Source organism: Pantoea sp. USHLN256, from assembly GCF_037149875.1.
Lineage (GTDB): Bacteria > Pseudomonadota > Gammaproteobacteria > Enterobacterales > Enterobacteriaceae > Pantoea > Pantoea nemavictus.
The window spans coordinates 34,579-54,005 of record NZ_JBBCQO010000016.1 but is presented as its reverse complement, the minus strand read 5'-3'; the positions used below and the strand labels follow the sequence as shown (position 1 = coordinate 54,005).

15 protein-coding genes are annotated in these 19,427 nt (G+C 47.6%); 9 read left to right on the top strand and 6 right to left on the bottom strand.

The genetic code is table 11. The annotated features are described in order from the left end of the window. Positions 1–19: 19 nt before the first annotated feature. Entirely contained in the window at positions 20–1,054 is a 1,035-nt protein-coding gene (locus WFL93_RS22890) for a hypothetical protein (RefSeq protein ID WP_336779104.1), read from the bottom strand. A gap of 192 nt (positions 1,055–1,246) precedes the next feature. On the opposite strand from WFL93_RS22890, the gene WFL93_RS22885 reads away from it, so the two are divergent. Genes WFL93_RS22885 through WFL93_RS22865 form a run of 5 tightly spaced genes read left to right on the top strand, consistent with a single transcriptional unit; the run spans position 1,247 to position 5,967 of the window. Then, positions 1,247–1,642, top strand: a complete 396-nt coding sequence (locus tag WFL93_RS22885; protein WP_049852795.1) for a TIGR03757 family integrating conjugative element protein — start codon at positions 1,247–1,249, stop codon at positions 1,640–1,642. Then, positions 1,639–2,616, top strand: a complete 978-nt coding sequence (locus WFL93_RS22880) for a TIGR03756 family integrating conjugative element protein (protein WP_072093452.1) — start codon at positions 1,639–1,641, stop codon at positions 2,614–2,616. Before WFL93_RS22885 ends, WFL93_RS22880 begins: the two co-directional genes overlap by 4 nt. An 8-nt stretch (positions 2,617–2,624) precedes the next feature. Further along, entirely contained in the window at positions 2,625–4,079 is a 1,455-nt protein-coding gene (locus WFL93_RS22875) for an integrating conjugative element protein (protein ID WP_049852796.1), read from the top strand. Then, positions 4,079–4,459 carry a hypothetical protein gene (locus WFL93_RS22870; RefSeq protein WP_336779103.1) on the top strand — a complete coding sequence of 127 codons (381 nt, stop codon included), beginning with the start codon at positions 4,079–4,081 and terminating at the stop codon, positions 4,457–4,459. The genes WFL93_RS22875 and WFL93_RS22870 overlap by 1 nt, the downstream gene beginning before the upstream one ends. Continuing rightward, on the top strand, positions 4,459–5,967 hold the full coding sequence (locus tag WFL93_RS22865; RefSeq protein WP_049852798.1) for a conjugal transfer protein TraG N-terminal domain-containing protein: 1,509 nt from the start codon (positions 4,459–4,461) through the stop codon (positions 5,965–5,967). The genes WFL93_RS22870 and WFL93_RS22865 overlap by 1 nt, the downstream gene beginning before the upstream one ends. A gap of 27 nt (positions 5,968–5,994) precedes the next feature. Here the strand turns inward: WFL93_RS22865 and WFL93_RS22860 are convergent, their stop codons facing one another. After that, positions 5,995–6,402: a hypothetical protein gene (locus tag WFL93_RS22860; RefSeq protein ID WP_152929147.1), complete on the bottom strand. Its 408-nt coding sequence runs from the start codon at positions 6,400–6,402 to the stop codon at positions 5,995–5,997. A gap of 424 nt (positions 6,403–6,826) precedes the next feature. Beyond that, positions 6,827–7,396 carry a hypothetical protein gene (locus WFL93_RS22855; RefSeq protein WP_200902276.1) on the bottom strand — a complete coding sequence of 190 codons (570 nt, stop codon included), beginning with the start codon at positions 7,394–7,396 and terminating at the stop codon, positions 6,827–6,829. A 429-nt stretch (positions 7,397–7,825) separates the two neighbouring features. Here WFL93_RS22855 and WFL93_RS22850 point away from each other — a divergent pair, with 429 nt between their 5' ends. Together WFL93_RS22850 and WFL93_RS22845 are read left to right on the top strand one after the other, a co-directional pair. After that, a complete protein-coding gene (locus WFL93_RS22850) occupies positions 7,826–8,470 on the top strand; it encodes an Abi family protein (protein WP_049852799.1) in 645 nt (214 codons plus the stop codon). Between the two features lie 141 nt (positions 8,471–8,611). Further along, positions 8,612–9,304: a DUF2913 family protein gene (locus WFL93_RS22845; RefSeq protein WP_336779102.1), complete on the top strand. Its 693-nt coding sequence runs from the start codon at positions 8,612–8,614 to the stop codon at positions 9,302–9,304. A 29-nt stretch (positions 9,305–9,333) separates the two neighbouring features. On the opposite strand, the gene WFL93_RS22840 is transcribed toward WFL93_RS22845, so the two are convergent. Further along, positions 9,334–10,365: a tyrosine-type recombinase/integrase gene (locus WFL93_RS22840; protein WP_049852800.1), complete on the bottom strand. Its 1,032-nt coding sequence runs from the start codon at positions 10,363–10,365 to the stop codon at positions 9,334–9,336. A 714-nt stretch (positions 10,366–11,079) separates the two neighbouring features. Between WFL93_RS22840 and WFL93_RS22835 the strand changes: the two genes are divergently transcribed. Beyond that, positions 11,080–13,602 (top strand): hypothetical protein, encoded by a 2,523-nt coding sequence (locus tag WFL93_RS22835; RefSeq protein ID WP_336779101.1) that lies wholly within the window; start codon positions 11,080–11,082, stop codon positions 13,600–13,602. A gap of 271 nt (positions 13,603–13,873) precedes the next feature. Here WFL93_RS22835 and WFL93_RS22830 read toward each other — a convergent pair whose 3' ends face one another. Further along, complete coding sequence (locus WFL93_RS22830; protein ID WP_049852802.1) at positions 13,874–14,245, bottom strand: helix-turn-helix domain-containing protein; 372 nt, start codon at positions 14,243–14,245, stop codon at positions 13,874–13,876. 749 nt (positions 14,246–14,994) lie between these two features. Between WFL93_RS22830 and WFL93_RS22825 the strand changes: the two genes are divergently transcribed. Continuing rightward, a complete protein-coding gene (locus WFL93_RS22825) occupies positions 14,995–16,515 on the top strand; it encodes a recombinase family protein (RefSeq protein WP_336779100.1) in 1,521 nt (506 codons plus the stop codon). Positions 16,516–17,963: 1,448 nt separating this feature from the next. Here the strand turns inward: WFL93_RS22825 and WFL93_RS22820 are convergent. Then, a complete protein-coding gene (locus tag WFL93_RS22820; RefSeq protein WP_442955906.1) occupies positions 17,964–19,394 on the bottom strand; it encodes an amino acid permease in 1,431 nt (476 codons plus the stop codon). Between the last annotated feature and the right edge of the window lie 33 nt (positions 19,395–19,427).

Genomic DNA, 19,427 nt, shown 5'->3' with positions numbered 1-19,427 from the left:
TCCGCAACTCAGTGCTAAATTAAAAGGTGTATGCTGTTCTCGTTAAAAGTCTATCTTCATAGTTTTCAAATATCAGTGTCCAATCCTCATCTCCAGGATACACTTGGCAAACTCGTTCAGCTCGAAACAACTCTGGTTCGATTTTATTTTTTGCAAATGGGTTGTGAAAAACCATAAGCCCATCAGTTATTTTTTCTTCATAATCTGAGGGCCATTTTTCTATATGCTTTACTTTCCCATCGGGTGGGGTTGACCATGTCGAACTGATCATTATTTTTCCCCCTTTTTTGTTTGCTAAAGCCTGCAACTTACTGAAAGTGGCTGCATTATTAAATATTACAGCACTTAAACATTCATATTGATTGTCATTGAATATTCCAAGGGGTATTTCAGCCCCATTTCCCTTCTCTACAAAACCAAGGTTTTCAACTGGTGGGCCATCAGGGTATAGCTCCGGATGGTCTAATGCTATGTCTTCGTTAACATATTCATCATATAACACGGCCCTGATAGGGCGATCATTTTGAAGGTTGAAAAACCTCTGTTCAAAAGGGGCTAGAGCAATTATAAATGGTTTTCCTTTAACATGTGACAATTTGCTGTAACTTTTTTCATACTTTTTAACTTTTGATATGATTGAATTATTAATCCTTATCATTGCCTCCTTGTTTAGCTCCCAGAACCTTTTTGGAATTGAACGTTGGTAATCATCCATTCGGTCCCACTCTGGAACTTTTCCGAGCGTTGAATTGCAAATCGTCGCCTCAACAATAATATCAGCACAACTTTTATTTATTAAAAAATCAGGAGAGCCGTTGGAAAGGTCAACTTTAAAATCCATTTCTTTAAATGCTGAATAAAGATAAACCTCCCAAAATGTTGAGTTAAAAGTGCTTTGAAACTCTTTAACCAATTTACCATCTCTGTCACTGAAACCAGAAGCCCATTCATTGAATAATTTCCTTGCATTTATATACTTCTCTGGCAGAAGCCTCTCAAAGTTAGGGTGATATTCTTTTGGGTCAATTACCGGATTAAAAAAATCCATTTCCATGCGACCTCCCTTAACGTGATGACAATTTGTATATTGAGTAATTACATATTAATAAATTACTCTTTTTAGTCTTTTCCTAATAGCTTTTTACTTGAAAGGGCTAAATTTTTTACTTTCGAAAAAGAGTTTACTGCTGAAAGCCAGACCACGCGCTGCCACTCTGACGGCCTGTTACCGTAACGGAGATCCGCTATGCGACTCAGGCTATTCCACTCACTTTTCCTGTTTATACCGTTTCAGCTGATGGCGGGCACCGTTGTGTATACCGATGCTGAACACCCCCCTCAGAATCTGACTGATGACAGCTCGGTTGTCTGGCTTGATGGCCCCGACCGCCTGCAGGACTCCATTTTCGGCCAGCTGGCAGCCGATCCGCAGCTGGCCGCTCAGCAGGCCCGCGAAATCATTCAGTCGCCGCAATGGCCCGGACAGCAGGAGCAGATTGCTCAGGCATACCGACAGGTTGTACATGCCTGGGAGATCGGGATACATAAGTTCCCCGCCGTCGTTTTCGATGATCGGGATGTGGTTTATGGCACGGCCGACGTTTCCAGGGCTGCCACGCTTCGTAGTCAGGGGGGTAAATGATGCGCTTCTCCCCCGGAACACACTTCAACGCCGCCGGTGTTGCCACCGTGCTGGTAGCAGCCGCGACTCCCGCCACGGTTTCCGCTATTAATACTGCCGGCATCATTGCCAGCGCCATTACCCAGGACTGCATCAGCTGGCGCGTCAGCGGCATCTGTTACTGGCTGATGTGTACGCCCTTTGGCTGTTCGGTGAAAACCTCCGTCAAGGTGACGCACTTCATTCCTGAAGTGGTGGTGTCCACCTACACCGACCCGGGCGGTAATCCCTGGACAGAAATGGCGTTTATGATCGGCGCGTCCGGTACGATCGATAACGCGCTGACCAGCGGTGCGCCAGCCGGCGGCGGTAACGCTGCCGATATCAAGACGCCCGGGCAGCGCAAGTCGAACATCAAATTCAAGTACGCCGATGCGATAGGCCACCCTGCCACCTCCGTCATTGGCGGCAGCATTGCCGGTTACTCGTGCGATACCGCCGCCACGCCATTCAATCCCTACTTTCTGAGCACGCTGGATTCACTTGTCTGGCGATCGGGACTGCCTGAATCGCTGTATCCCGAGGCGCTGGTTCCCGGCCAGCGCGAACTGGGCAGCCAGGTCAGCGCCAACATGTGGGGCAACATTTATCCCCGCTCCGGCTTCGTCAGCCAGACAGACGATGACAAAGCCTCCGCCGTGGTCGCGCAGCGGGTCGCCGACATTATCACCCGCTCCGGGCAGCCTCACGTTTATCAGGTACTGAAGGGCACGCACAAGGCCGGCTACTGGCCGCCAGGAGAGGTGAAAGAAAACACGGGCACGGCGAATCATAAATGGCAGCGCCTGTCGCCCACGCTTTCCGCTTCCTGCGCCATCTTTCCTGACGGCGCGTATCCCATTGCTCAGGACGGTAACGAAGCATATGCGCTCTGGCAGCCCTACAGCTGCTGCAAGCGACGCGGCCAGACTTTCCTCTATTCAACTGACTTCTGAGAGGCACAATGTCACCAGTTCAATTTAAATCGGCCGCGCTTGCGCTGTGCATCGCGTCCGCAGCGGCATCCGCACAGGCGGCAGACGATGATCAGTCCGGCGCATTCGGTATTTCACTGCCCTCTGTGAACAACAGCGCCATAGGCTACGGCAAGGACGTCAGCGGCGCGGTTTCTGACAAGCTCTACTATACGCTCGGTGGCGGCTCAGTGATTTCACAGCCGGCAACGCGCAGCAACATGCGTAAAATCGGTATGAGCGCAGGCTGGAGCAGCGACCTGATGTGCGGCAACTTTGACCTGAAAACGACGGTCGGTAATCAGCTCAACGGCGTAACAAACGGCTTCAAAAACCTCATGGGCGACGTGGTGCAGAACGCCACCGGTGCCGTCGCCAGCCTGCCGGCGATGATTATCCAGCGTGCCAATCCCGGCCTGTACGACATGCTCACAAACGGCGTGCTGCAGGCAAACGTCTCTTTTGATAAAGCCCAGCTCAACTGCCAGAACATGTCGAAGCGCATGATGGATTTTGCCGGCAACAACAAATGGACGCAGGGCGCGGTCATGGATGAATACCGCTCACTTGTTAACAGTGGAGACGCTGATGCTGTCCGCGTGAATAACTCAGCGGACAAGCTGCAGGGCAACTCAGGCCAGAACTGGATTGGCGGACAGAAACGGGGCGGTCAGGGGCAGCAGGCCATCCGGCCAACGCATGATTTAACGGCCGCAGGGTTCAATATGATGAACAGCCTGCCGGTACTGAGCTCTGACACGGTCAGCAGCAACAGCTGCAACGGGGGGGCCTGCGGAAAATATGCCAGCGCTGAAGAAGCGGCCAAAGCCGTGGTGCAGGTTGTGGGAGACAGCTCCCTGCGCACCTGCAGCGACGCATCTCAGTGTACCAGCGGCGATGACGAACAGCAGCCGGGGGCTACTCAGGCCGGCACCGGCTTTGCGCCGATCCTGGAAGAGACTACCAAAGAGAATACTGAACAGCTGGTAAAACTTGTTAACGGCACCGAGCAGCCCAACGCGACGAACCTGGCAAAACTCAAAACCGGCAGTTTACCCATCACTGCAGGTGTCATCAGAGCACTGCAGAGGGATCCTGACAACGCCGCCCTGACCGCCCGCCTCGCCGGCGAGCTGGCGATGGCGGATACGGTTGAAACCGCGCTGATTATGCGCCGCATGATTGTTACCGGCATGTCTGAGCCTAACGCTGCCGCGCAGAATGCGGCCATTGAGGAAGGAGATCGTCGCGTGGCGGCCATCGATCGCGAGATCACCGCATTACGCAACGAAATGGAGCTCAAGCGCGAGCTGTCACGCAATTCTGTACTCACCATTATCGTTCGGGAAAACGGGCGCGTTAACAGTAACCCGCAGACACAGAGCGATGACAGCACCGACAACCGCATTAACCGTCTGGCTGTTCCTGAGACGGAAAACAACTGATGAGAGCGCATCCTGTGAAAACCGAAAACGGGGCGCAACGCGCCTCATTTTTCCGCCGGCACCCCGCGCTGTTTCGCGTGCTGTCTACTGCCGGCGCTCTGCTGGCATTCCTGATGGCCGGGCTCATTGTCGCGGACCAGGCTATCAAAGATCCTGCTCAGGCCGCTGCATTTCATGACTGGATGGTGCATGCCCGCTATGGCTGGCTGGTATGGCGCCTGGCGGTTTATGGTGCGCTGGCGTGGGGATTTGTGAAAGTATTCCGTGCGCCGGGCTTCGGTCCGCAACACCGCCAACCGCTGATCCGCATTGCGGCTGTCAGCCTTATTTTTGCCGTGGTCTGTGAACTGGTGCTGCTCGGCGGCACGGGAGCGTCCTGATGCTGACTAACAGCTACCTGGAATATTTCCTTACCCTTCTCGGCTGGGTGGTTAACAACGGACTCTGGAATATTCTCATCACAACCGGCCTGTTTGCCGCGCCTGTCGCTTTCCGGCTTATCGGCATCTGGCTGAAAGTACGTGAAGAAGGTGAAGATGAGGGTAATAAAGGTGCACTGTCCATACCCCGCATGGAAAATGCGATTTACAGCTCTTTTCTGGTGATGATTGCCTGCTGTATGCCGCTGATGAACGTCGATATGAGCACGATAAAATATGACACGTCGCGTGCGCAGAGCTGCGGTACGTGGACGCCAAAAGCGCCTGATGACACGGGATATTCACCGGTCATATCGAGCATTAACGATCAGACGGCTGCCGCGCCGGTATGGTGGTATCTGATTCACAAGCTGGCAAAGGGCATTACGCAGGCGTCTATTGCCACAATCCCGTGCCGTCCGGACATGCGTCAGCTCCGCTTTGAGGTTCAGCACACGCGGATTAACAACAAATCTCTCGCGGAGGAGCTGCAGGACTTTACCAACGACTGCTATTCACTCGCGCTGTATATGTGGAAACGTCAGGATCAGGGGCAGACGAAAGACAAAGCGACGCTGCGTGATATTGAGTGGATAGGCAGCAAAACCTTCCTCAGTAATTATTACGGCAGCCTGCAATCGAAAACGCCCCGGGCGGAATTTGCCTGGAACGAAGGCCGCGATAGCGGAAGGCCGGATACCGGCCGGGGTGGCTACCCAACCTGCAGCGAGTGGTGGAATAAAGCCGATACCGGACTGCAGGCCCGCGTCGTCGATCAGGCTGACCCGGGATTGTGGACCCGTCTGTCGGCAGCCATGACGATGATTGTGGGAAACTCGGCAGACTATAAGGAGGCTATTATCCGCCGCCTGGTCAGCCCTGAGAGTCTGACCGTATCGCAGGGAGGACACGTCTATGCCGGCTACGGAGGCAACGCCGATTTTACGCTTGATAACTCCGTTTCCCGTGTGGCTGCGATCAGCGGCACCGCGTTAGGCAGTCTGGCTGCGTTCCCGGCATTCGATGCCATGCGCCAGGCGCTGCCAATGGTGCAGGCTGTATTGCTTATGGCGGTGGTGGTGATTCTGCCGCTTATTCTGGCGTTCTCAGCCTATGAAATTAAGACCGTCATTACGCTTACGTTTGTGCTTTTTGCCCTTAACTTCCTGACGTTCTGGTGGGAGCTGGCTCGATGGCTCGACAGCTGGCTGCTAACAGCGTTATACAGTTCTGACACGCACAGCAGCTTTAACATGGCAGGTTTTCAGAACAGTTCGGATGACTTGATCATGAACTTTGTTATGGCCACGATGTTTCTTGTACTACCTGCAGTGTGGATGGGGGCTCTGTCATGGGCGGGTATCAGAATAGGCAGCACTTTAGACGGTGCATTTAAAAGTGGAACCTCTCAGGTTCAAAAGAGTGGGGGAGAAGCGGTAGAGAAGGCAAAAGGAGCAGTGAAAATCTAATTAAACCGACGGTTAGTTTAGCATCGGCTAATCGTCGTCTTCTCTGTCTAACCTCGAAGCAGTTACCGTAATATCGTCAGGACCGCTGTAAAAACCATCTCCGTCATTCCCGCTTCTGAATTGCCCACCTGCAGCACAGGAACTGTTAGATGACGTAGTATCCAAAGCATCTAATGCACTTAACTGAATGTGGCGAACCATATAAACGAAAGCAGCAACAATGATGATTACGGTGCCGATTGCAAATCCCGCAACTATGGCCAAAGTCAGGAGTATAAGAACGGAAAAGGGCACGGCAGATTTTCCTATCGATGCCGGTATATTTTTCCTGTCTGCCCAGGTAGCAAAGCGGTTATCTGAATCATAGTAGACACGAGATAGGCGCTTCCAGACAGATGCAGCTTTTGTTCCGCGAGTATATGCGGCTGAACTCATACGTACCTCAATTGAATTTGCCTTAAGCTGACAATACCGAAAGTTAATCAGAATTGCACATTGAGTTAAAGCAGTAGCCTGTAGTTACAACACACATAAATAGATCTATTAACATCTACACCGAGCCGAACCTGAAACCCCGCGCCTCTCTCAGTACCTGCACCCCGGTTGCCCCCGCTGACCAGCCGCCGCCGCCCGGCCCGAAGGGCCGGATCAGTAGAGGCTGATGGATGGATGCTGTAACTACTGTTTCTTCTTCGCTGTGAGTGTTGCCGCGGGTTCTTTTTTTCGTCTGCGACCGTCTGACTTCAGTGCGCCTGAAAGGCCGCTGCATAAACAGCTGTCAGACAGGAAGCTGTTTTGTTCCCTGCTGAAAGGTGCTCGCACTGAAAGCACCACCACAGGTTACCGATGTGAATGGACGTCATTCGGTATCAACCATATTGTTATATTTCGTACGCTTTACCAGCCACGGTAATGCCGGCTGTGAGCGAATCTTTTTGGCACTGTTGCGGGCAAAAAAGTGAGTTTGCAGATCTTCAAAAACCCGGTTTCTGCCTTCCATCCGATAAATGATAATGAAGAAGATCAGCGGCTTTTCAGCCCCATTCCAGATAGTGCTCGCTTTATGAAGCACGTCGACAAGATGTTCTTTGCGACTGTAGGAAACGAACGTGGAAAAAAATGGCTCGCTGCTTTTCTCTTTAAGCTTTTCAAGCTCGTTCACCCGGGGCTTGTGCGCAGGCGTCCATTCCCACTCAATATTTGTTAACACCGGCTGCAGCTCATCAGGGTATCGGATAACCGCATCGGTGCGATTTCCTTGCTCAAAAAAGGCGCGTCCCCCAAGCAGCTTTGCACATTGCCTGACCACCAGGCCTATATGTATTGTCCAGTTTGCCCGATTAATGGCGGGGTCGCTTTCAGTTACAGGAAAGTCCTGATACCACAGGCAGTTAAATAAGCAGATGAAGTCACGCTCGATCCTTCTCATTTGGTCTCCGTTCAAAGTCAATTCGGCTTAAGCCATGTGCGATAACCTTTATCGGACGCACACAGATAAGCTTTATCGGAAGGCAACTAAAAACGGAATGAGGAAGTCAGAAGGAGTCCAGCAGCAGCCCTGTACTCTGCTGGCAGTAATAAAAAGTGTTAATCCTGAAACCTGTACTGCTATGAATTATAAGGTAGAATAATCCGGTTACAGCCAGATAAATGGGCGGATTGCTATGGCTTACCGCCGGTTGCAACGCCTTTAAAACGACAAAACCGCCAAAGGCGGTTTTGTCTGAAAGGGGTGGTCCTGCTGAACAGGACCAGAACGAACCTGGTGTCATCACCGGTATGGTGGCCGGGAGAGGACGCGAGCCCAGGGCTGCGTAGTGATTATAACAATACCTAATAAAAATGTAAAAGGGCGCCTATGGAGTGGAACGAACTGGAGAAGCATTTTTCTGCTGCCCGCCTGGGACGTTACCTGGCTGCGCGCGGTGGAGACGAGGCGAGGGCTGCGCAGGACTATGCGTTTAATCTCCGGCTGGCCGAAGCCATGATGCCTCTTCTTAATACTCTGGAAATCGCACTGAGAAATGGTGTTCATTCCCGCCTGACCGCGCGCTATAAGCGCACAGACTGGTGGGCAGAGTGGAAAGAAGACCCGCTATTCCGCTGGCAAAATAAAGAAATTGCTAACGCAATAAACAAACTGGATCGTCGCCATGAGGCTCGTACGGCAGATAAAGTCATAGCAGAACTGACATTCGGGTTCTGGAGTTCTCTTTTCAACACTCAGTTTCAGGATGTGTTATGGAAGGATCTTCGCCTGGTGTTTACCCGTTGCCCGAAGGCATTGCGACAGCGCCACAACATATCTGCTGCTCTCAATCAGATACGCGATTTGCGTAACCGCATTTTTCACCATGAGCCCCTGCTTTGGCTCAGGCCACCATTACCGGAACATCATGCAGCAGGGGTTAAGGTCATAAGCTGGATTGCTCCCGAGCTGGCACAATGGCTTGCTGGACTCGATCGCATGAACGCGGTCTGGGCAAACAGCCAGAAAACCTGAGTTGTCATGTATTAAAATTGCATTGTCGCCTAAGGGTATCTGTTTAAATACGGGAGCGATAATGTGCAGAAATGAAACAAAATATAGTCAGTCAGTTTATAACCGAAGCGGTTATAGCCCGGGCAACCATCCCTGAACAGGTTGCACACGATTAAACTCAAATCTAAATATCATATGGATACTTCAAATCCTAACGCTGAACATCTTGCATGGTGCGGTCTCATAGCACTCAATATGGCACGAAAAGCGGGAACGGTTAATTCTCCCGCTCAGGAGAATCTCTTTCTTTGCCGATGGCTGGCTACAGCTGAAAAGAAACGCCTGTTCAAACGTGAACTGGCCGATGACATACGCTGGCTACAGAAAGAAGGGCGTGAAAAAGGAATGCGGGCCGATCTTCCCGGAAAGATGGAGTATCTCTGGCGAGCCAGTAAGGGCGATCTGCTGGAACAGAATGACCTCTTTCGTCTGCAGCATGTCATGCATGCTATTAAGATGACCGGCATTAATTATGCCGTGCTCAGCGAAAATGTATGGGAAGGGCGGCACGCTGTCCGGATAAGCCCCAGAGAGCCTAGACTCTATCTCAAACGCCTCAATCTCGACACTGGTTTCGATGAAAGCGGATGCCAGATACAGAAGCTATCAGCACGTGTTACCTCTGATCTGATGGCATTAGATACGCTTTTAACGCGCGCAGGGTGGAAGCGGGAACCTGACAAAACAACGCCTTTGCTACATTACCTGGTGTCAAATCAGAATAATGAAAACCCAATTGCGGGGGAGGCTATAAACTGCCCAGTCGAAGGCCTTCATTCAGGGTGTCAAGGATAACGCTTAGGCTGCCTACCGCAGAAATTAAGCTAATCGTCATCACTTTCCATGAGTCCGACCATTGCGCCCCGGTGAGCTTCTACCATACGGATATATCGCATAACCGTCTGGGTCTGCGTCCAAGTTCCTTCCTGCATGATCTGCGCAATCGAAATCCCATTCCTGGCCATATCCTGCGCAGCACCGACGCGAGCGCTGTGACCACTCCAGCTGGAATAGCGTCCCTTGTTTGTTTTCAGTGGAGTCCTAGCACCCGCCTGATGTCTTGCACGGCGCCAGACATCCTCCAGACACGGGGCACTCATGGGCACGGTTGAGAAGGTGGTTACTTTGTTTGACCGGTGGACTGGGCAGAACAGTACCGCGTCGGGTTCGCCAGCTAGACCGGCTGCGTTAATCCATTCCATCAGCCGTTCAGAAGAGCGCGTGCTGAGCGCCTTAACAATCCCACCCGACTGCAGGATGGTCTTTGTCCAGCCCACATCGAGGATGATGCGACCGTCGGCCGCCCGTGAAATGTCCCGCACCCGCAGGCGGGATAATTCACTCATACGCAGCAACGTACCGTATGCCACGTGCATGAAGGCGAGGTCCCGCAGGTGCTGAAGCCGGGGCGAATGCTTCCAAGCCGCATCGAGACGATTCAGATCCGGCCGGCAAAAGGGCACCGCCTGCCCGGTGCGCTCGCCGGAGACGATGGCCGTACGATTGATTTTCTTTTTTGCACGAATAACGTCAGGTGAAACAGTCGGGGGTACCAGCCCGGCGTTACGGTGTAACATCGAGATAAGCGCAGCGTGTACCGAGATGGTAGATGTTGAGCGGCCGATGCCCTGCAGGTGAAACAGGTAGTCCTGCATGTCCTCCGGCGACATCGGCAGAAACGTTCGCCGGTTTTCCTGCGACCAGCGCCAGCAGATCCGCATCACGCTGAGCAGCTGGCGCCACGTGTTAGGCGAGAAGGCCTCCCTGTGCCGGACAAAGGCGGCCAGCTTCGCGGTGAGATCGTCACCGGCGCTGCCGCTAAGGGCCACGCCGGTAAAACCGGAGATGTCGTTCATGTCTGCTCAGTATTTACCCGTTTTGCTGACGGCAGCGCTACGTGAATTCTGAAGAAAAAGCAGGGCAGATGCCCGCCAGATTTTACGTAGCGATGCCGGAGTTTTAACCGCTTACGACCGGCCTCAATCAACAGCGCAGCGTTCGGTTCTAGCCGTATTGTATAAATGACTGCAAAGCTCACGATCCGGCCCGGATCCGCATGATACAGGGGATTGCCGAGTTTGTCTGGACTTATATAAAGATAATTATACAAGGTTAGAGGTATGAGCGAGTGTTCGATTCGGAGGACAGGTATCGAGCCGTGAGGGTTCGTATAACTCCCATTATATGAAGTTAGGAAGATTTGTGATTAACAATCAATATTTTTGGATGAAGCATTAGACCATGACAGGATGATGCGTTATAAACATAATTATACAGGGCTATAAACTGCTGGTTGTTACAACTTAAATGAATTGGCTTAGGGATTTTTTTCACCTTATAAATTCTTAAATTATCAAGGTGAAATTTAGGTGACTAAATGGCTTACTAGACTATGCAATTGAATTTTAATTATTTTCATGAGAAATGAATCTATATTTCATAAATTTATTAAAAAACACGAAGTGTAACAATGCTACTAAAAACTTGATAATACACCAACATAAGATTATTCTTAAACCTTGCTAATGCATTGAGTTAAAAAGACAATTCTCAACTGGGAGTGTAGTGAATTGAAAAATACTAAATTAGATGACATCCTTGAATCGCTGAAAGATATAAAAAAACATAGCCTAATGAGAGATGAAAATGAGGCTGAAACACGACATAAAATCATTGATTTTATATTACATGATTATCTTTCGTGGCCAAGAAATAGAGTTTCTGTCGAAGAATATATTGCACCGGGGTTTGCTGATTATGTTTTGAAGAAAACAAATGACGAAGATCTATTATTTATAGAAGCAAAGAAAACTGGCGTTTTTTTTGAATTGCCGCTAGCGCATTCTGATGAAGAGACATCATGTTATATCAGCATAGCGAAATTGTTAAGCAATGAGAACATTCGCTCTGCTATGAATCAGGTAAGAAGATATTGTTTTGATACAGGCTGTGAATATGCATGTATTACCAATGGATTAGAATGGATATTTTTCAAAACTTTTGAAAAGGGAAAAAGATGGGAGACCCTTAAAGCATTTGTAGTGAGAAACCTTGATTTCTTTTCGAAGGAATATACAAAAGCAATCAATAATTTATCATTCGTAGCAATTAATGAGCGCGCCTCACTTCCATCCTTTTTAAGCAGTGCCCTTCCCAAGGATAGAAGTATCTTCTTTCCAAAAGAAAAAATATCATCATATTCTCACACAATAAATGTTAACAGGTTGGCCATTAAACTACGACCAATTATAAATAGATATTTCGGTGTAATTAAGGATGATGACACTGATTTTATGGAAAGATGTTATGTATCTCAACGTGAATACCAAGGCACTTCAGATGGCATGAGGGTGTTGATCCAAGATTCTCTGTCTCCTTATTTTGAAAGTTATGGTGTTCAGCAACTTGATGATACGGGTAAAGGTGGTCGTTTAGGAGGGCGCCTCACAAAAAATATTAAAAAAAATCGTAAAGGTGAGGTTCTGGTTCTGTTTGGAGGGAAGGGTGCAGGGAAATCTACCTTCATCAAAAGGCTGCTTCATCATAATGCTCCTCGATGGCTAAAAGACCATGCTGCGATAGCCATTATCGACTTACTGAAAATACCAGAAGACACGTCTCTCATTAGGACATATATTTGGAATGAAATAATTAAGAAACTTGATAAAGATGACTTACTGAACTCAGACAGAGAAATATTAATAAATAGTTTATTTCATGATAAATTTATCACTGCTAAAAAACAGAATCTTGCTGGGCTTAGCGAAACGTCTGAAAATTACAATATAAAATTAAATTCTTTTATCTCGGATTGGAAAAATGATTCAACATATTGCGCTTCAAGATTAGTGGAGCATCTTTCAAAGTTAGAAAGAGGCACTATTATCGTAATTGATAATACTGATCAATACTCAACAGAGATACAAGATTTTTGCTTTTCATGTGCCCAAGAGATTTCCGAGAAACTTAAATGCATAGTTCTTATCTCCATGCGAGAAGAAAGATTCTATGATTCAAAAATTCATGGGGTATTAGATGCTTATCAAAATTCAGGATTTCATATAAGCTCCCCTAAGCCCTCCGAGGTTTTCAAACGAAGGTTAGATTATACTGTACATTTACTTGAAAGCAATATACATGTCACTCAGGACTTAGATGAAGATGACGCGTATTTTAGTGATAATGATAATCAATTTATTCAAGACAGCGCCATGTATCTCAAAATATTAAGTAGGGAATTCTCAAATGATCGCTCCCCACTCAATAACTTTTTAACTGCATGTGCACATGGTGATATTAGACTCTCACTCGATTTATTTAGAAGTTTTTCATTATCCGGCTACACAAATGTTGATGAAATGATTGCTAACAAATCATGGAATTTCATGATTCATCAAGTTATAAAACCTGTAATGACTCCGGACCGTTATTTTTACGATGAATCTTTAAGCGATATTCCAAACATTTTTCAATTAAGATCATCAAGAAATAGCTCACATTTTACGGGATTGCGCATCCTGAGAAAATTAGCAAAAGGAGAAGATCCTACTTCTCCATCCTATTTTTCAGTGGCTGAGTTAGTAGCTTACTTCACTGAAACTTTCAGTATGCAAGATGACTTTATTAAAAACTTGGATGTCCTTCTACGTCATGGTTTTGTAGAGTCAAATAATAGGTTAGATACTTTCTCTGAATCTGTTGATAGGATAAAAATAACAAACTATGGTATGTATATGCTCAAGGAACTAGCATATTACTTTACATACCTTGATCTTATATGCACAGACTGTGGAATATTCGATGAGGAAACGAGTAATTATTTAACTGAAGCAGCTAGAAAAGAGTATCATTATTTCACTAGCAGGGACAGAATTAAAAGAGTTGAAGTTCGTTTAGAGAGGGTTGAAAAGTTCATCCAATACATTCACTTAGAGGAATTACGTGAAAGAGATATTTATTCTTTAGGCATGCCTCAAGACGAAATGTTTTCTCATAAGGCACTTGATAATTTTGATAGTGAAAAGCAACGTGTGATGAGAAGTGCAAAAAGACAGAACTTTAAGTCCTCAAGTAAGCGTCAACCATATAGATAGCCCTCATTTAAGCCACAATATCGTGTGGCTTAAACCTTTAAATAATTTTAATCTATTATAATAATTAATAGCCTCTTGGTCTCTAAAGAAAACAGTAAAAGTTAAGAATAAAATAAGATGTTGTAAGTGCTTTGCATAATTATAATTTAGCACTCCTTATAAGCTATTGATCTTATTCCATAATTAATATTATGTGTACTTAGCCATTGTAGCAAAGTCGTTATTTCAGCTCGCTTTTAACGCCTGCAGATGGCGCGGGTACCATATTACCTCATTCATCTGTTAACTGCGCTGGCACACAACCGTACAACGCGGCCAGCTTTACAATAGTAGAAAAGTGAGGTTTTGACCCTCTTTCGATCGCCGAAACAGTAGCCTGTGTAATACCCATCGCCTCAGCAACCTGTAACTGAGTTAGATTGCGGTAAAGACGCCACGCAGCTCGAAGTGTGACGCCTTTTTCAATTGAGATGTTCATTACTATGCCAGGAACCTTCGATTCCTCATTAAGACCTGCCGGGTGAGGGACTGAATCCCATAGTTCAGGAAGCCAGTTGTCGCTGATGAGTTTTTCGAATAATTCAATGGGTACGATTGCCGCTTTACGTTTACCGGAACTATCAGTAATAAATTCAATTTTCATGTATAAATTCCAATTAATTCATCAGGCGAATTCAAGATATGTATATTTATCCACAAAACGCGCTGGCTCAGCAATAAGTTATCAGTTTCACGGAATTATTCAGCCTTATCGACTATAATGCCTCAAAAACCTCATCCAAGGTGGTATTACTATGCAGTCTAAGATATCAACCACTCCAATCCATCTTCGCACTAGCTGGCCGGGCTCATCATCTCAATAAGTCCGCTAATGTACCTCTGCCGCTAACAGTGAATTATCGGTCTTTAGGATGGCCAGTATGGCATGCGGAAAAAGTTACTTAAGTATTTCGACGCAGGTAAACAGACGAAACAATACCTCATCAACTATTAAAATGTCTCAAATAAGAAAATAGTACAATTATTTTCCGATTTCCTTTGCCACTTTATCGCTGATAATGCTGTCCGCCGAACATAAGGCACCAGCAACAACTTCATGAGGCTGATACTCTCCTTAAGCAAAATTCAGGATATTTCTGTTAAGTATGCTCTTACCTGCCGGGAGCCGATTGACGTTTTGAAATCTACTCGTAGCTCAGCTATGACCTAAGTCTAATGGGTAACTAAGGCCGCTATAGGACTGAAAAAATCCAGAAATTGAACTCACCAAGCATTTCCGGCCTAAAGTTTTGCTATATTGCTTCTGATGACCTTATGCGTATCTCAACACAACAGAACGGCAATCTTGCATGCAGATGCCCTCACATATTAATGCTCGCTGTGGAGATCGTTATGAAAAGGGCGATTGCCTATCTGCGTTTTTCCTCACTGACACAGCTTCAGGGCGACTCCGTCCGCAGGCAGAAAAGACTAATTGATGAATGGCTGAAACAACACACTGACTACTACCTCGATCCGGTGACGTTTGAGGACCTCGGCCTCAGTGCCTGGCGCGGTGAGCATGCTGCCCGGGGCGCCTTTTCCGCGTTCATGGAGGCAGTGCAGCGTAACCTCATAGAAAGCGGCAGCGTGCTGCTTATCGAAAGTCTGGACAGGTTGTCGCGCGAAAAAATCGGCGATGCAACCGGTCGGCTACACGCAATTCTCAAGGCTGGGATCGATGTCGTGACCCTCAGCGACAGCACGCATTATACTCGTGATTCGCTAGACGATCCCTTCGCCATCATCAGGGCTATCCTGATCGCTCAACGTGCGAATGAAGAAAGCGAGATTAAGTCAAAGCGTATGCGCGCGGCGTGGGCTGAGAAACGCAGGGAAGCGGCGCAGAGCGGCCGCGTGATGACGACCAAATGCCCTTACTGGCTCAGGGTTAATGACGCGCGCGACGGTTTTGACGTACTGGAAGACCGGGCAGAGGTTATACGGCAGATTTTTCGCTTACGCCTGGATGGGCTGTCTTACGGAAGAATCAGTCGCGAGCTTAATGAAAGAGGCATTGAGAACCTCAAAGGCAAAGCCTCCCAGTGGCATTCTGCTTCTGTCGAGCGCCTGATTAAGAAGAAATCCGTGATCGGGGTCTTGCAGTCTTCCCGGCACCTCATCGTCTCCGGCGTTAACGAAATTCCCGGCTATTACCCTGTAATAATTGAGAAAGAAGATTTTGAGCGCGCCCAGCTGATAAATTTTGAGCCTGAAAGCAGGAAAGACAGTAATTTCAATCCTTACCTTATAAACATATTCAGAAGCCTGATGCGCTGTAAACAGTGCGGCCACTCCATTATTCTGTCCGGCATCTCGGCGAAAGGTTACGGCCACTATGTCTGCGCCATGCGCCGGGAAAACCGTTGTCAGTCGGCCTATCTCCGCCGGGATCTAACCGATCATTTTCTCATATCAGGCCTGTTAAAAGGAGCATCCGGTATGTTTACCCAACAGTCTGAGGCGGACCGGCTGTCGGTTATGGCATCACGAAGAGATGAGCTGTCCGGCAGGCTACAGAACATCATTACGGCCATTGAACACGCACAGGATGTGGCCGAGCTGAGCATGCGGGCAAAAGCGCTGTCGGCTGAAATCAGCCAGCTTGAAAGAGAGATGACATTGTCAGACGGTGAGAAAAATATCAGAGCAGCAATCCCTGAAAACTGGATAAATATCGGAGATCGCAGAGAATGGCAGCGGCTTGCCCGGAAAACGGTGCGCATTATTAAAGTGGACGCGTCTGCAAAAACCTGTGATGTATACCTCATTAATGGTATGAACATAATTAATTATCCGCTGGCGAGGCCGGTAGCGTGGTCTGGTATTGTGGATGCCATGGCCTGGTCAGACGAAAAAGAAATTATCCTGTGACATCCGGTAAAATAATGTTAGTTCAACAGTCCGTCGCTAGGATTATCGCGGGTTACAGATTATTGGTGAAGGTGGTGAGCTGATAGTGATTTGAGTGCGCGTTTAGATACTTCATTTAACATAATAAGTATTTTGCGTATTTTTGTACCCAGTTGATATGTAAGATAAAAAATAGTTGTATTAAATCAGGCTCGGTTATACTACGCGCTCGCCAGCGACTATTCTTTTCTTCCAGGGGGCCGCTTGGAAAACGGAAATTATCCTACGCTAAGCGCGTTATTTGATCTGTTCATAGCTTAATCGTCGGATGACACCTGCAAAATGTTATACCGTCATGCTGTTAACATCTTCGACATCAAATCAGCATAAGAACGCTCTAAGGATGAACTAACACATGACATTTAGGTCATGACAATTATATCCATGACATATAGGTGATGACATTAGGCGTTTTCAGGCGCTATTTACCCTATGGCATTTAGGTATGCCCATAAGTCGCTTGAGAATTCCAAAATGGGTTTGGCTTGGCAAAATCTGATGTGGCTATAGTACGCTAGGAGCGAGAAAGGGATCTTCGTCATTCAGGTTTTGTTCATACCTGACCGGGTAAAATCGAGCTAAGCGATACCATTAGTTGTATTTACTTTTACCGGACAAATAGCCCCGGCATAAATTTTTTTTATACCATCCACTACCTTTTTTTCAAACTGCTTCAGCTGCTTCCGCATGCTGTTTTTCCAGCCCTTTTCCCTGACGTAATTAAGCAAGATACTGCACGTCCTATCACCATTGATTTCATCTATTGTCTATAGATATATGGATATTCTTTCTGGCTCCTGAATATTCGAATCATTTCAATGCACGGCAGCCGAAGTTTTATGAACGTGTAATGCCCTTCAACTCAATGGATTGAATAGAATTCTACCAGTAATAAGTTAAGGAAATAATCGGGTATGTCAGAAAACAAGCCCCCTGTTAACCCTGAAAATATTAGCCATTTATCCCTGTGACGCTACTGACGAGCAGGAAGACAGCTATGAGCATGAAGCAGACATAGTGGCATATCTCTTTTACTGAAAAGATCTTCTATGAAGTGAAAACGGTAGAGTTATCGAAGTGCTTTCAATTATTGATAAAGCTAAGATCAAAGCACAAATAGATGATTGAATATTTCTGGCTTCCTGAAAGACAAAAGTTAACATTGAGTAAAAATACAACCTGTTGGATACTTAGCCTTATCAATGTGGACTAGCCTTCCACCATTCATGATCCCTACTTAATCTGCGGACATCCTTATTCAACTGTTTCTCCACAAGCCGCTGGGTCTCGTGGTCATCCCTGCATAGCTTCTATCACAACACTCATCCCTACCCTCAGTATTTGCCGGTAAATTTTACTAATTGGTACTGATACAAGGCGGTTCTGGTTACTCCGCCTTGCCACAGCTGCTAATCCGTTTGTATTTTTAAGACTTTACGGGCAATGCCCGCGCGTTGAGTACGCCACACTATCAACAGCCAGAGAAACCATAATGGCGCAATCATCAGCCCCGCGCGGGTATCTGGCTTCAACGTCATAGCGATAAGCATCAGCATGAAAAATATCAAACAGGACCACGCCATGATTGCGCCGCCCGGCAGACGATATCGGCTGTGGCGCTGGAAATCCGGACGCTGCTTACGATAAGCCAGCCAGGATAACAGGATCATGCTCCATATAAAAATCAGGAGAATGGCTGACAGCGTCGAGAGAAGAGTGAACACCGCCATCACGCTGGGAACAATAAATAGCAAAGCAGCCCCGCAGAACATGCACAGTCCCGATAGCATCAGGCCCCGCAGCGGTATATTAAGTGACGAAAGCTTACCGAGTGCGCGCGGTGCCGCATTCTCTTTAGCCAAACCAAATAACATGCGACTGGTAGAGAAAACGCCACTGTTCGCTGAGGATAGGGCAGAGGTTAATACTACAAAATTGACCACGGCCGCCGCCGCCGGCAAACCAGCAAGAGAAAAAAGCCCGACAAAGGGGCTGCTGTCTGGCGAAATGTGATGCCATGAAGAGACAGAAATAATGCATACCAGCGATAACACGTAAAACAAAAGAACGCGGATCGGGATAGCGTTGATAGCACGGGGCAGGTTGGTCTCCGGATCCTTGGTTTCTGCCGCAGCAACACCAATCAGCTCAATACCGACAAATGAGAAAAGCGCAATCTGGAATCCCGCGATAAAACCCGACATACCATGCGGTAGTATCGTTCCTCTCTCGGTAAGATGCTGAAAAGACGCTTTAGTCCCCTGTGGAGATGTATACCCGTACAGCACCATCGTAAATCCAGCGATGAGCAGCGCGACAATCGCCATCACCTTGATTATGGAGAACCAGAACTCCATCTCGCCGAATAGCCTCACCGACAGCATATTCATTAAAAGCATCAGCGTGAGTGCGGCAAAAGCCGGAATCCACAGCGACAGCCCTGGAAACCAAAACTGCATATAGCCGCCAATGACCACAACATCGCCGATACAGGCCAACACCCAGCTAAGCCAGTAGGTCCAGCCAATAAAAAAACCAGCCCAAGGACCCAGATATTCACCTGCAAAATCGGCAAAGGAGTTGTAATGAGAATTGGAGAGCAGCAATTCCCCAAGGGCCCGCATCACAAAGAACAAAAAAAAGCCAATAATGGTATAGGTGAGAATGATTGATGAGCCGGATAGGTTGATGGTTTTACCGGATCCCATGAAAAGGCCGGTGCCAATTGCACCCCCTATGGCGATCAACTGTATATGCCGATTATCCAGCTGCTTGGAGAGTGCGCGGCTTTCGGCAGGGGCCTGAGTCAGGCAGGCCGGGGTTTTATTATTCTGCATAATTCACTCCGGTTTTGATATGTTTTGAAATACGCT

Excerpts from the sequence above, each read along its gene's own strand:
- WFL93_RS22825 (WP_336779100.1), top strand. The coding sequence starts at position 14,995 with ATGAAAAGGGCGATTGCCTATCTGCGTTTTTCCTCACTGACACAGCTT.
- WFL93_RS22830 (WP_049852802.1), bottom strand. The coding sequence starts at position 14,245 with ATGAAAATTGAATTTATTACTGATAGTTCCGGTAAACGTAAAGCGGCA.
- WFL93_RS22880 (WP_072093452.1), top strand. The coding sequence starts at position 1,639 with ATGATGCGCTTCTCCCCCGGAACACACTTCAACGCCGCCGGTGTTGCC.
- WFL93_RS22875 (WP_049852796.1), top strand. The coding sequence starts at position 2,625 with ATGTCACCAGTTCAATTTAAATCGGCCGCGCTTGCGCTGTGCATCGCG.
- WFL93_RS22855 (WP_200902276.1), bottom strand. The coding sequence starts at position 7,396 with ATGAGAAGGATCGAGCGTGACTTCATCTGCTTATTTAACTGCCTGTGG.
- WFL93_RS22885 (WP_049852795.1), top strand. The coding sequence starts at position 1,247 with ATGCGACTCAGGCTATTCCACTCACTTTTCCTGTTTATACCGTTTCAG.
- WFL93_RS22890 (WP_336779104.1), bottom strand. The coding sequence starts at position 1,054 with ATGGAAATGGATTTTTTTAATCCGGTAATTGACCCAAAAGAATATCAC.
- WFL93_RS22840 (WP_049852800.1), bottom strand. The coding sequence starts at position 10,365 with ATGAACGACATCTCCGGTTTTACCGGCGTGGCCCTTAGCGGCAGCGCC.
- WFL93_RS22860 (WP_152929147.1), bottom strand. The coding sequence starts at position 6,402 with ATGAGTTCAGCCGCATATACTCGCGGAACAAAAGCTGCATCTGTCTGG.
- WFL93_RS22870 (WP_336779103.1), top strand. The coding sequence starts at position 4,079 with ATGAGAGCGCATCCTGTGAAAACCGAAAACGGGGCGCAACGCGCCTCA.
- WFL93_RS22850 (WP_049852799.1), top strand. The coding sequence starts at position 7,826 with ATGGAGTGGAACGAACTGGAGAAGCATTTTTCTGCTGCCCGCCTGGGA.
- WFL93_RS22865 (WP_049852798.1), top strand. The coding sequence starts at position 4,459 with ATGCTGACTAACAGCTACCTGGAATATTTCCTTACCCTTCTCGGCTGG.